Below are 15,295 nucleotides of genomic sequence, written 5' to 3'. Positions count from 1 at the left end.
GAATTTAATTGACATAAACCGTCTTGTAGTTTGCAAATTCGTAGTCACTATGATAGAAGACCTCGAATATGCGAATTTTGAAGCATTTTCGTATCTACCTGAATATCAATATGTTACAAAAAATCCGTTTCATCGGTTTAATAAATGGGCGACAAAACCCTAGGTCCTAGGGGTCGAAAGCTTAGGGTTAACACGATAAAGTCATAGAGTTTAGCGAACAAAGTCTTAGGTTTCGACCCCTAGGAGCTAGGGGTTTGTCGGGAGAGAGCGTCGAGGGGTGTAGAAAATATCAAATAGGCTGACCAAAAGTTGAATATTTTGAGCTAGATGACGATATTTGGTGGCCATGTTTTTTTTGATATTTTTTTGAAAGAAAAGAAGGTATTCTGTCGAAACAGAATACCCTCTACATATATGGTGTTATCTAAATTACTTCTGAACGAACTTCTTACCGTTCTGAACAACTACACCTTTGTAGTTCTTGCTAACCTTCTGGCCTGCGAGGTTGTAGATAGGAGCATCCGCATTGTTGTCAGCAGCAGCAACAACCTTAACGGATTCAATGCCAGTAACCAATTCTTCCTTCGTCTTGCCTGGAGCGAAAGTATAGCCCTGGAAACCAATCTGAGAGTTACCCTGGAAGAGCCAATATGTCTTGCCGGCTTTAGCATCAATGATCACATTACCCCAGAAGTTCTGATTACCTGCACCTATAACCCATTCACTATTTGATGCACTTCGGAGAGCTACAATCTCATCGTTGGTCAACCATTTTTTCTTGCCTACTTGTTCAGCAGTTGCTTTACCAGCTGTGACATCGTCTTCTGAATAGTTCTGACCATTAATATATCCCTCTACCAAATAAGGAATAGCCTGCTTGGTTTCACCGTCAACAAGGAAAGTGGTACGATTACCTTTGTTAGCCCAAATACCCACCTTCAGAGCACCATCTACAGCTGTAGTAATTTTATAATAAAGACCACTGGCTGGCTCACCACCAGTAGCAGGATCAAAAGCGGTAACTTTTACACGATAAGTTCCAGTACCTACACCATCTGAAAAAATTTCTTCAGCAACCATAGATACAGCAGGTGTTCCTGTACCAGCAACATACCAGAAATCAATATCACCCTGGTTCTTCGCTTCCCACTTGATATCTTTTGTGGAATTGATAGATACTAATTCATAAGTGTGATCTGCTTCACTAATCAAATTTCCGATCGTTATATCCTGACCACCTCCAGCAAGGTCAGCAGGATCACTTGAGCCTACTGCTTCTACCGTAACATTTGTAGTACCAAAATTAACTTTAGAACTTCCGTTTGATACGTTTGTTGCAACTCCGTTACTACCTACTACTGCTGCATATTCTGAAGACAAAGCAGAATTAGTAATAGCGCTATAAGACTCTGTCTGAGCATTTACACCCATCGCTACAAGAGCTACTGAAATAAGAGTAAAGATTTTTTTCATAGACTTTTAGTTTAAATTGTTATTAGATTTTTATTTTTCATGATCCTTTATAACTATAAAACGTATTTTACACGAATTATGTCATCACAAATATAGTATCTTTTTCATAAAAAAAGAAGGCCAACTGAAAAAAAATCAGTTAGCCTTCTTTTTTTTGATATTATATTACTGAATTATTCACCAGTAAATGGGTCGAATGTACCTGCTGAACCTACACGGTCTGCCCAACCGATGGTCTGAGGCATATTCAGGTTATTATTCATGGCACCCATAGAGAGACCTAAGAAGTAATAACGTGGAAGATAGTTAATATACAAAGGTACCTTGTTAGAATCATAGCTATCACCCTTCTTCTGCTTGTAAACCAGGTTTTCAGTATACCACTTCTTCAACACCTCTTCCTGTGAATGAAGGTCTGACTTGCGAAGGTCGATAGCTGCACAACGCTCTACACCTGCTTTGGTCAATGGGTCTGAATCGTATGTAGTACCACCTACGCCATAAGTATCAGCTGTACGATACTCCATGTTCTCACGACGCTGACCATTCATTGGGGTTATGCCTAACCATGTACAGGTATTTCCACCCCAACCGGTTAGAGTCCATGAAGCTGGAGCACCGTCAATATTCTTGAAGTTTGCACCACCATCGAAAAGCAACCAACGACGCATATCATCGAAACGCTTACCCTCGTAAGCGAATTCAATCTGACGCTCATACAGGATAGCACTCATACAAGCGGCCTGATTAGAAGTAAGGTTGCTCTGCAAACCATAGTTATTCGCTGCAGTATAACCTGCACGGGCACGAATCTTCTTCAACTGCTCTACGGCATAGTCTAAGTCGCCTGCACCGCAAGCAGCTTCAGCAAGATTCAACAGAACTTCTGCATAACGAATCTCTGCATAAGGAGCTGCAGAATAAGCAAAACCTTGCTTCTGGCTTGACTGGAAGTTGTACAGTGGAGAACCATTCACATCGTAATCGTCAGAACGCTTACGAACGTAGATACCACAAACATCACTTAACAAGTTGTCTGCACCATAGTCGTTACCACTCTCTACGTCACCAGCATCACTGGTATTGGTATACCATACATAGTTCCAAAGCTCGTAGTTCTGGCCGTTGTTATATGATGGGTTATTGGCATTCTGTACTGTAGGATCACCATTATATGCCCAACGTACACCAGGGAAAGCGAAGGTACGATAGAAACGTGGGTCACGGTTCATGAATGGATAGTTATGAATATCGGTCTGTGTAGATGCAGAATCTGATCTTTCAAGCAGTGTATAGTTACTGCTACCTGCAGGAATCTTACCATCAGACATCGGGAACAAGTCTACAAGCATTGCTGAAGCATTGTAACCGCTACCGGTAGTATTCTTTGGACGAATATAACGCTCCCAACTGTTGTTCTTCTGACCGTCACCACTCAGCAGATTATTGTAAAGAGTTACAAACACAGCCTCCTTAGACTGTATCTGAGAGAACTGACCAGCAAAGTCTGAACCATTCACATTATTGCTGGTGGTATACAAGCCGTAACCGCAAGCATCGATAGTAGTAAGGTCTTGCTTCATGGTGTTGTAAGCACTGGTCCAACGCTCTGTATCGTTGGCACGGTTGAAGAGAGGACTGCACCAAAGCATGAGTACACGACCCTTAAGAGCCAGCGCTGTACCTGCAGATACACGACCCCAGTCGCTACCACTCCAGCCACCTTTAGAAGCAAGCAGCTCAGCAGACTTATCCAAGTCTTCTACGATAAACTCAATACACTCTTTGGCTGATGAGCGAGGAGTATAAGAATCTGAAGAAACATCCTGTACCTCCTTAATGATTGGCACACCACCATACCACTTGACTAACTGATAGTAGCACCATGCACGGAAGAAGTATACCTGACCTAGAAGCTCGTTCTTCTGACTTTCGCTGAGCGTACCCTGCTCAATACCAGCGATACAGTCGTTGATATTACGGATACGACCCCACACAGAAGCCTGAATATTATTCAGGGTATTCTGGAAATAGTCTGGGACATTTCCATTGGCTACGCTCATTTCCTGCTGAGGGTTAGTAAAGACGGTGAAGCCACTGAACTCCTCAGTAGACTTAGACTGCTCATCCTTGACACCCGTGCAGTTATACTTCCAGTTAGCTTCAGCATTTGCATCAGGCAGACACCAGGCATAGATATCATTGACACGTGCACTTGCACCGGTATAATCAGCATATACTTCAGTTGGGGTCACGTTATCATAGTTTTTCTTCTCCTCCAGAAAGTTGTCGCTACAAGATGACAAGGTCATCGCTGTCATCAACCCAAGTCCTAGAGTATTAAATATATATTTTTTCATTTAGAATCAGTTTTAATAATTGAACGACTTCTGTTAGAAAGATAAATTGACACCAATGGTGAACTTACGCAAAGTAGGATAGCTACCATAGCTACACATTGGATCAATAAAGTTATCTGGATATGGATTGTAGAAGCTCAACAAATTCTGTGCTGTAACATTGAAACGGGCTGACTGAATACCAATACCAAGACCTGAAAGCCATGCCTTTGGTACAGTGTAAGCCAAAGTGATACGGCTCAAGGTTACACGGGTATTGCTAATTCTCCAGAAAGAAGAAGCGACAGCATTGATATTGGTATAAGCCAAACTTGGATAATAAGCATCGCGGTTAGCAGCTACAACTACATTACCAAAGCCGTCTGTAATATCCTGATATACATACATATTGTCTACGTTCCAGAATGAAGGCATGTTGCTGGCGTCAATACTAGAATAGTATGGAGAGAGGGCCATAGAAGGCATCAAGCCATAGCTACCCCAGCTTGCTTTCAACTGTGCAGAGAGTGAGAAACTCTTGTAACTTGCACTCAGGTTAGTGGTAAAACCATAAGGGTTGCTTGAACGGGTAGACAAACATACCTGGTCGTCGTCCTTGTTTACGATACCATCAGGTTCACCCAAACCGTTAGTACCACGAACATCCTTATAGATTAACATACCTGGACGAACCTCATCCTTAGACAAGCCCATGTAAGAAGTAATGTTGTACTTCTCGAAATACTCATTGATTTCCTGGAAACTACGGAACATACCGAGGCACTGCATACCCCAAACACCGACGTCTGTACGAGAACCACGGGTAATCTGGCGATAGATGTACTCTTCTTCGAAGTCCATATTCAGCACCTCGTTATCAGAGTAACCGGTATTGATACCAATCTTATACTTGAAGTTCTTACCGATCTTATCGTTCCAGTCCAAACCGATCTCATAACCCCAGCTATTCAACTCACCCAAGTTAGTAGAAGCACTCTGTGTACCTACTGTACCAGGAATAGTCTGCGCAATGTTCATCAACATCTCACGGTTCCACTCACGATAGTGGTCGAAGGTTACACCCAGACGGTTATCAAGTGTCTTGAAGTCGATACCTAAGTTCATCTTATATACCTTATCCCAGTGGATGTCTGTGTTTACAGCTGAGTTATTCTTGTTAATGGTGATACGTTTACTTGATGAGGTAGAAGCGTTTGTACCAAATACGATACCACCGCTGGCATCCTGAGCATAAATTTGCTGCCACTGCCATGGTGAAGCATTATCACGACCGGTCAAACCGAATGAAGCACGAACCTTCAAGAAGTTCACCCAAGGTGCTGCTTTCTGCATCCAGTCTTCTTCACTGATAACCCAACCTGCACTAACTGAAGGGAAAGTTCCCCAGTAGTTCTGTGGAGCAAACTTGGTAGATGCATCAGAACGAAGCAAGAATTCTAACAGATACTTATTAGAATAAGCATAGTTGATACGACCGATGTAAGAAAGAGTACCAGACTCACTTCTGGTAAAGGTCGTATAATTGGTTGTACCCTCTGCTGAGTTAGACTGTCCTGTAGTGAATGAATATGGCTCAGAAACATAACCATATAAGTATTCGCTCTCAGCCTCAGACTTCTCGATAGAGAACAATGCGCCGATATGGTGCTTACCGAAGTCACGGTCATAGTTTACAGTGAAGTTCATCTGATAGTTGTCGGTACGAACCATGTTACGAGACAGGAAGTTACCGTTGGCAATCGTTGAACTTACAAAGTTAGAGTCGTCATAGTAAGAAGTAACATCCTCATCACCTACTGGTGTATAGAGGTGGCTGCCACTACCAAAACGATTCTGCATCTTATATAATGTGTATGAAGAACCATACTCATTATTCTTAGAAGTATTGATACTCTTGGCATAAGAGAACTTCAACTTTAAGCCCTTCAATACGCTGCTCCAACCGAAATCATAGTTCAAGCTACCGTTGATATTCAGGTTAGAAGTCATGGTCTTACTATAGTCACCATTATTCTGAAGCACGTCATAAGCATAATTCTGGATAGAGTTCGCACTTGAATTGCTTACACCATAGCTATAGATATCATAACCATTTACTGATTCTGGGATATAACGAGGACGCATCAACAGGGCACGATAGTCGTTCTCATCATTAGAACTAACTACCTTAACCAATGACTTATTCTTCTTACCATAGTCGCCTGAAACATTCAAGCTTGCAGAAAGCCACTTGCTGATCTTAGCATCTACACCTGCACGGAAGTTCCAACGGTTATAATCTAATTTACCAAGATTACCATCCTGATCGAAGTAAGAGATACCACCGAAATAGCTTACACGGTCTGTAGCACCACTGATGTTAGCACTATGCTGCTGTGTAAAACCACTTGACCAATACTTATCGAGCAAATCGTAGTTGGTATTCTTCATCGCTGCAAGCTCATCAGCCTGGAACAAATCGGTAGTACGGTTTAAAGAAGTATTGGTAGGGTCAGCACCCTTAACAGCATTATAGAGACGACCATACTGGTATGCATCAAGCATCTTAGGAGTACTTACAGCATCGGTAATACCGAAGGTACCACTATAGCTGATACGAGGAGCACCCATCTTACCCTTCTTGGTCGTTACGAGGATAACACCATTAGCAGCACGGGCACCATAAACAGCAGCAGAAGCATCCTTCAATACAGAGATACTCTCAATCTCTGAAGGGTCTAGGTTATTGAAAGCCTCAGCACCTAAGTTCTGGCTTGAGTTACCAACTTTTACATCATTAGGATAGATATAACCATCGATAACGAAAAGAGGCTGCTGAGCAGTAGAACCGATGTCACTCAAAGAGTTAGTATCACGAATATAAATGGTAGCACTCTCACCTGGACGGGCATCACCACCACTCACACTCATACCATTGACCAAACCGCTCAGTGTAGAAGCTAAACCACCTGCTGAGAGGTCTGCCACATCGTTCATATCGACTGTAGCAACAGAACCGGTAAGGTGAGCTTTCTTCTGAGAACCATAACCCACAACAACAACTTCGTTCAAGTCTGAAGAATTTTCTTTCAGCTGGATCTTACCACCAGTGGTGTTCATATCCTGATAGCCGATGTAAGAAACAACTACAGACTTGCTACTACCCGGAACAGAAATGGTATAATTACCTTCCAAGTCTGTAACCACAGCAGTCTTGGTACCAGGAATTTTCACAGTAGCACCGATAACCGGCTCACCATGCTCATCAACAACAGTACCCTGAATCACACGATTTTGGGCCATTGCAGGTACAGCACAAGTAAGTGCCATACCTAAAGTCAATGTCTTAATATATTTCTTTTTCATTTTCCTTGTTTTTTCAGATTTAATTATTCTGCAGTCAACCAACGTGGGTCACCTGTCTTATAAGACAACTGTTCAGCACCCTGTGGAGTCAGATTACCTGCAGCAGGATTAACCAAAGCAGGATCAGTAGTCAAAATCTTACCTGAATCATCGTAAGATTCAGAACCTGATTCAGCAGCACCATCAGCCCAATATGTATTCAGAGCAAAAGTAGCACCTGACGTATAAGAAGAAGCTGCTTTTTGACCCAAAATACGACGAGCAATGCCACCACCACCAACACAACATTTAACGAAAATATTAGCTTCTACATCAAATGTTGTATTTTTATGACCAGCAAAGGCTGAATAATTACAGAACTGACCACCAGAAATACCTAAATTATAGAAGGTATTATTAAGTAGGTTAACACCCTGCTTTTCAGTAGCTCCATATCCGGCACGCTCAGCACGACCACTATTGTTATACTGGATAACATACTTAGCACTAGATGCACCGGTATTATACAAAGAACTGTTCTTTATGGTCAGACTTTTAATGAAACCTGCCTTATAATAGAAATAAGCCTGAGACGAAATAGATGAAGTAGAAGTGAAGTGTACGATAGAGTTATCCATCAAGAAGTTGTCTAGACAGTACTTCACATTATTGTCATACATGAACTTATCGTTCACACCTTCGAACTCACAGTTAGTAATATAGAATGTACCATCCTTGATAACATAGTAATTATTTGTACCACCGAGCAAGTTCAAGATAGATGCAGGAGCATCCTTGCTCAAAGTAATAACAGGTTCAGAAGATGCAGAATAATCGAAGTATAGATTCTTCAATGTCATCGTAGTTGCAGTACGAATACCGGCAGTCTCAGAAGCCATAACGACTTTAGCCTTATTCGTCTTGTTCTGACAACGAAGCATCACCTTATGTGTACCAAAATCTATATAATCAGATAAGGTATATTCTGCACCACCTTCCAAATCGTAAGTAATGATATCAGAAGAATCAGGAATAGCATTCTGAGCAAAATATTCAGTTAAGTTAGTTCCTGCAGGAATAGTAGTATAAGAAGGAGAGAATGTAGAGAAACTTACTACAGTAGAGTCTTCTGCGGTAGTATTACCTAATTTCTCATCACCCAAAGTACGGATACTGAAAGAATAATTCGTATCCTCCTCACGGGTTACGGCAAAAGTATTGTTATCCATGAGTGTATCCTTGACCACTACGGGATTGTCAGGATCAGTAACATTCAGTACATGGCAGTTATAGCCACCTGCACCTTCAACGATATTCCATGAGATAACAGTTTTGCTACCATCTGAAGAAGCAGTAATAGTGATATCATCTGCCGAAGGTGATAGCAGTTGGGTGTTAGTGACATCGCGCACAAACGATTCGTCTTCATCGAAACCGTCTGTAGCGCATGAGCCCAAAATGAGCGTACTCATTGTTGCCAGGGCAAATGTACCAAACCAACGCCTTGTAATGAAATGATTTCCTTTCATGATTGAACGTTTTAAGTTTAACATTGTTATTATTTTATTATATTTTTCTTTTTGAGTTGTTTTTAAAAAGATTGATTTTCTTCATTTTTAAGGTTTGTCTTTCAGAAATATATTTTTTAAATATTCCACATTTCTCGAGAAATTATAGTTTACATCTCGTACCCGTTTTACATCTCGGCTTCGCTCTACGACAAGCCATCCGCTCCACTTCATTTGATCAAGGGTCTTCTTAATCTTTGGTAAATCTATCTCTGGATCATCTGGAAGATTGACGCTGTCGGTATTCGTCGCATGAATCTGAATGATACGGTCTTTTCCCAACTTTTTCAGTTCCTTGCAGATATCTCTGTTGTTATCGGCCGCATCCTGAAAATTATAATAGATCTTGATACCATCGCTCTTGATTTCCTTCAACAGTTGGATAGAAGCCTTGGCATCCAATTGGGTACGGATACCCACCGTAACCCCCTCTGCCTTAGCCATTTCACCAATGTCGTGAAGATAGGCCACAAGCGTATCGCGTTCAGCCCCTTTCTGCTTCCAGCCGTTACCACTACCACCCAATGGCAGAAAGGCAACCTGAGCATGAAAAGCCTTCATGGTCTGAAAACAATCACGAAGTAAGTCTCTATAATTCTGACGTTTGATAAGATTTTGGGCAAAAAAACCACTCATCGCTATAGATGGCACCTGTACACCCAAAGAATCGGCAGTATGACTGAAGACACGAGCATCTTCAGCATTACGGAAACGATTCTCAAAAAGTACACGTTTGCCTAAAGGCCCCATATCCACCTCTACACCATCAGCACCCACCTCACGGGCTTTACTGAATTCGCCAAGTTTCTGTCGCTTAAGAATCATCCAATCGCATACAGCAACCTGATAGCGCGGGGTATTCTGCGCTTCTACAGGGATTACAGGCATCGACATCAATGCCGATAATGCAATTAGCTTTATAGACTTTACAGTCATTAGGTCAAAAGTTATATTTTTAGAAAAAATGATTTAAATCTAGCAAGAAGACGAATGCACCTCATTCTTGTCATCACTTTTTCTAAAAATATTTTAAGATTCTATATATTTTTTAATTTTGACCCTTTTGGAATTCACGTGGACTCATATTATATCGCTTTCGAAAACACTTTCCGAAATAACCTGCATCGCTGAAACCTGACTGATAGGCAATATCAGAAATACTCATATCTGTATTCTTCAGAAGCTCTATCGCATGATTCAACTTATATTCCTTCATATAATCAGAAGGTGAACTTTCGGTCAACGCTTTCATACGCTTAAAAAAGGCACTACGGCTCATGCCCATTTTCACAGCAAAAAGATCGACATCAAAATCTGAATTCGTCAGATTCTCTTCTAATACTTTTTTTACCTGATTCATAAATTCCGCATCTTGTTGCTCCAGGTAAAAAGTTCGCTTAAAATCAGATATTTTTGACTGAATATAAATATTGTTTTTAAGCTCCAGTTGATAACGGGCATAACGTATCGAAAAATAAAGAACGACACAGAACAGAATAAAATATAAGGTATAAGCCCACCAGGTGGCCCACCATGGTGGCAAAACAATAATCGTCATCTCACGACTACTATTGCGATTGGGATTAGAACTGTCTAAAGCTTCTACCACAAAAGTATAAGTACCTGATGGAACATTGGTATATGAAGCAATTCGATTGACTCCATTATAGTGCCAGTCGGTATCATATCCTTTCAACATATAACGATAGTTCACATGACTCTGGTTACGATAATTGAGCGCAGCAAATTCCAGCGTAAACATCGACTGGTCATAATGCAGCACCATAGAATCTGCATATACAATAGAGCTGGTGAGTATCGGATTTTTCAGACGATAGATATTCTGATTGTTGACGGTAGCATCGACAATATATACAGGACAGATGGCATCTGTGGTTTTCAGCTGCTGTGGACGAAAAGCCAAAATACCTTCTTTACATCCCATCCAGAGTTCTCCGTTACGATTGTTGATAGCCGATGATTCCTCCATTCTTACTTTTGGGAAGCCATCGTAACTGTCGAACGAACGAAATTGTTTTTTCCTAGGATTATAACTCGTTATACCATGATCGTTTCCTAACCAAATAGTGCCATAAGGATCTTGTAGCATGGTAATAATAACATCATTCTGTAACCCTTCTTTCTGACCAAACATCTTGAAAGCTGGGCTATGAGTATCTACATGATACTCTGATATCTGATTGAGTCCGCCACCAAAGGTACAAATCCATATATTACGATCCGTATCTTTGTATAAGGCATAAATATCACTGTTGGCTAAAGGATTCATCCCCCTTCGGCGATAGGTTTCAAAAGAGACTTTACGGATATCACGGAAACTTACAGGGAAAGACATCAAACCATCAATGGTACCTACCCAAAGACGCCCTTGTGCGTCTTCGACCATATTACGAACCTCCATAAACTGGCCATAGCCGGGGTATCCCTGCATGCCATGATATTTATTATAGAAAGATATTTTACCCTGTTGCTCATGCATCAGATTGAGTCCACCGTCAAGAGTACCCACCCAAATACGGTGCTTACTATCCTCGAAAGTTTTATAGACATCGTTTCCGCTTATCGAACTTGCATCCTTCGCATGATGACGATAATGTACAAACTGATATGAACCAGGCTTGGTGACATCAGGAATAGCCTGCACTAATCCGTCACCTTTGGTAGAAAGCCAGATACGGCCTCGATGATCTACCATAATATCATATACACTTCCTATACCATACTGTTCGTAGGTATATATCTTTTTCACATGCCCTTGCGCATCGAGCACATAGAGATTCTTATTGCGAGAGCCAAACCATACATCACCATTAGCAAACTGGTATAGACCCTTCACACCATCTCCATTTTCTACCGGCATCGGGATAAACCGGAATTGATGATTACGAAAACCAATCGTATAAATACCATTATTGGTAGACGACAACCACAAGATACCATCCTTATCAAGACGCATGTGAAAAAAACGATTACTGCCATCTGTATCTTGCATACCAGGAGCAGCAGTAACATTCTCAGCCTCCATCGTATGGTGATTGATATGAATACACTCTCCTGCAGGCGTCAGAAAGAATACACCATTCGCTCCAGCATCACAAAAAGTAGGTTGCGTAATCTTACCAAATAAAGTAAACGGATAATGACGGGTTACTTTCGTCTTAGGATGATAATATACTAAAACCGACTGATTCTTCATGGTCCAGCGACCCCCATATCGGTCGACATAAGTATGATAATGCTTGAGCTGTTGAGCAAAATAGGCTTTCCAGTATGCCATAGACGACGGTCTGCCTGTCAAAGGAACAGAGGCTATTAAGAAATTGGTACCTATCAAATTAGCACGTCCTTGACGCAACTGTATAACATCGTCTAAAAGTCTATAATCGAAACGATTAATATGCTTACGTGAATCTACAAGTAACTTCACGGATACCCTACCATGTTTATCAGTAGAAGCCAGCAGAAGATTCTTATCCTTGGTTAGCAGAAGCACATTTCCATAACCATCCGGTTGAATCTTAATAACCTGCAAGTTACGGGTAACCGGTTTCAACTCATCAAATACATCTTTGAAACGAGCCGTTGCACAGAAAAGTACAGACAGCTTCCAATCGAGTGTCTTAATCCATATATTGCCATTACCATCCTCTACCAATGTTTCCACCTTTCGTGGTGATGGATCAGAATTAAGACTAAATGCACTCGTATACGTACGGAACTGTTTACCGTCAAAACGAGTAAGACCATACCACGTGCCTAACCAGACAAAACCATCTCTTGTCTGAAGAGAACAATTAACGATATTGTTTGGTAAACCATTTTGAGTAGTATAATGATTTACCAAAGCATTCGTAAGACTTTGAGCTTGTATATTTATCATACACAAGCCCCAAGCCAATATGATCCATAGAATTCTTCTCATTGCGTTATCAATCCGTACATAATTATAACTCAAAAGATGCTCTATTATTTTGTTATACCAAAATCAGCCTGCTGATCTTGTACTTCCTTCAACATTTGAGCTTTCTGCTCTTCGGTAAACTGTTCACCAGTATACTGCATTGTCGCAGCTGTCTGCACCTTTTTAATAGGAGCCTGTTGAGGTATCATACAAAATGTACCCGTGTATGGTACAGACTCGATGTCGAGGTCTGCTGGTGTAGGAGCATTCGTACCAGGGAACTGCACTTCTGCATGAATATGAATCTTACCAGCCTTACGAGTAGAACGAAGCAACATAGGAGCTGATCCCCACTCTACCAAACGAGGGTTGGCATTGATGGTACCATCATCGATGATTTCACCTTCACCGGTCACCGTAAAGCGAACATACTCTTTAGCCGGACGGCGAACATGACCACTATCATCGATAACCTCAGCCACAACAACCACAAAATCACTACCATCAGCTACCAGATTTTTGCCCATAGTATCGACATACAAACGTAAGTGATTGCTTCGACGAGAAGGCATCTTCTTGGTAGAACATACCACCTTGCCATCAATAATACCTTCGGCTATCATATTTACCTTATGAGGTGATTTCTGCTTATAACTAAGTTCACGAGCTTCCCAGAAATCCCAAGCATGCTTAAATACCACAGGAGCATTATAGGCCTTGTCTACCGGGTGGGTAACTGGCAATGTCGTAACATGAGCACCATCAAATGTAGTAAGACGTACACTGTCGCAATTAGAGAAGACCACCACATTACTATCAGAGAACTGAGTCATCTCATTGGCGATATACACCATCGGTTCATTACCAGCCTCACGCGCATTACGCTGAGCAGCAAACATATAATACGCATATTTGGTTTGGCGGAAAGCATCATAAATACCACCAAAATAAGGATCAGGATGATAACCACGCTGATGGTCGAACGGATGCCACAGACAACCGCCTAAGAATAATCCGGTAGTACGATGCATCTCACTGGCAGAATTAGCCAGCGAAAAAGCCTGAGTCAACATCGCCTGCTCGCCCCAACTACGGCTGGCACGATTCAGAGCATTATGAGCATACCAGTCATCAACATTCTCACCAAACTCACGTGTCAATATATTCTGACGTGGAGCATCAGCCTTTTCATCGTCTCCCGGCCATCCATAAACAACATCATAGTTATCACGAACCCCCTTAGAATGTACATCGGCAGCAGCTACCGGACGATATGGATAAGGATATTCTTCCTTGGTTATCTGCAGAGATTTCAATGAGAAGTCTTCTTTGAAAGGAGTCTCATTGAGAATTGGCTCCCACATCAAAACGCATGGATGATTACGATCACGTCGAATAATATCACGGGTATTCTGCAAGACACGAGGCTCAAACTTTGGATCTTTACCAAAGAACTGCCATCCCGGAGTAGCAACAATAATAAAGATACCCAATTCGTCGCACGCATCCATAAACGAAGGATCTTGTGGATAATGGGCTGTACGAATAAGATTAAAACCTGCATTCTTCAAGCGAAGCACATCTCGCCATTGCTGACTGTTAGGAACGGCATTGCCTACATAGGCAAAATCTTGATGGCGATTGGCACCTACAAACTGACGATAACGCTTACCATTGAGCCAAAAGCCTTCTTTACCCTTAAATTCAAAAGAACGAATACCGATCTTGGTCATACCACCATCAAGCACTTGCTTGCCTTCTTTGACACGGGTAACAAGTCGATATAGATAAGGACGTTCAGGCGACCATAACTGTGGACGCTTTACAGTAGTCTGTTGATAAGCTGTCTGCGCACTATTCGGCTGTAACACCACCTTATTGGTCATCTTCTTGATAACCTTACCTGCTGCATCAAGGATCGTGTTTTCAAGAATTACTGTTTTTGTCGCTTTACCCGCATTAAAGAGTTCGGTATTAACCAACACCCCTGCAGACTGTTCAGAAATATGCTCATAATGAACGAAGATACCTCCACCTGCTTGCTGATTACGCTTGATGGCATTGGTAATATACACTTGATTCTTGGCAATAAGCCATACATCACGATAGATACCACCATGATAAGCAAAATCTAACTGATACTGAGGTTTGCCTGGAGGATACGTTTTGTCATTGGAATTATCGGCCTTTACAGCAATAACGCACTTATCGCCTTTTTTGATACCAAACCTATTCAAGTCTATCATAATCGGCAAATAACCACCAAAATGCTCTTGGGCTAACTTACCGTTAACATAGACCCACTGCTTACCCATGATAGCTTCGAAATAAACTTCGAGGTTATTGGCAGGAGCTACGAAATGCTTACGATACCATGCCACGCCTTGATAGTTACGACAACCTGAAGCCTCAGAAGGCTCAAGTTTCACACAATGAGGGGTAGATACAACTTCCCAATTTCGGTCATTATACGCTACAGCCTCAGCTCCAGGAGCATCACCCAAATGAAAACGCCATTCTGGATTAAAATTCCATACTTGTCGACCTTGATTGGCTATCGGAAACAAACCAGCTACAGATGTTTCATCCATCGCCTGAAGACTGAAACAGCAGAGTAAACCAATTAATAAGGTATAGAGTCTCTTCAT

The 15,295-nt window shown here is 41.6% G+C and carries 7 protein-coding genes; all 7 read right to left on the bottom strand.

Annotated elements, in window-relative coordinates:
- Positions 1-429 precede the first annotated feature (429 nt).
- Positions 430-1,473 carry a hypothetical protein gene (locus L6471_RS04995; RefSeq protein ID WP_237797506.1) on the bottom strand — a complete coding sequence of 348 codons (1,044 nt, stop codon included), beginning with the start codon at positions 1,471-1,473 and terminating at the stop codon, positions 430-432.
- A gap of 173 nt (positions 1,474-1,646) precedes the next feature.
- A complete protein-coding gene (locus L6471_RS04990; protein WP_027453116.1) occupies positions 1,647-3,833 on the bottom strand; it encodes a RagB/SusD family nutrient uptake outer membrane protein in 2,187 nt (728 codons plus the stop codon).
- Positions 3,834-3,866: 33 nt separating this feature from the next.
- On the bottom strand, positions 3,867-7,178 hold the full coding sequence (locus L6471_RS04985; RefSeq protein WP_237797505.1) for a SusC/RagA family TonB-linked outer membrane protein: 3,312 nt from the start codon (positions 7,176-7,178) through the stop codon (positions 3,867-3,869).
- Positions 7,179-7,201: 23 nt separating this feature from the next.
- On the bottom strand, positions 7,202-8,686 hold the full coding sequence (locus L6471_RS04980) for a DUF4992 family lipoprotein (RefSeq protein ID WP_237797504.1): 1,485 nt from the start codon (positions 8,684-8,686) through the stop codon (positions 7,202-7,204).
- Positions 8,687-8,773: 87 nt separating this feature from the next.
- Complete coding sequence (locus L6471_RS04975; protein WP_039870979.1) at positions 8,774-9,661, bottom strand: sugar phosphate isomerase/epimerase family protein; 888 nt, start codon at positions 9,659-9,661, stop codon at positions 8,774-8,776.
- Between the two features lie 112 nt (positions 9,662-9,773).
- The gene (locus tag L6471_RS04970) at positions 9,774-12,668 is read right to left on the bottom strand and encodes an AraC family transcriptional regulator (RefSeq protein ID WP_237797503.1); all 2,895 of its coding nucleotides are present in this window, start codon (positions 12,666-12,668) and stop codon (positions 9,774-9,776) included.
- Positions 12,669-12,712: 44 nt separating this feature from the next.
- A complete protein-coding gene (locus tag L6471_RS04965) occupies positions 12,713-15,295 on the bottom strand; it encodes a glycoside hydrolase family 2 protein (RefSeq protein WP_237797502.1) in 2,583 nt (860 codons plus the stop codon).

Origin of the sequence: Segatella bryantii (genome assembly GCF_022024215.1) — a bacterium.
Taxonomy (GTDB): Bacteria; Bacteroidota; Bacteroidia; order Bacteroidales; family Bacteroidaceae; genus Prevotella; species Prevotella bryantii.
The sequence above is the reverse complement of the archived record's forward strand: the minus strand, read 5'-3'. Positions and strand labels throughout refer to the sequence as shown.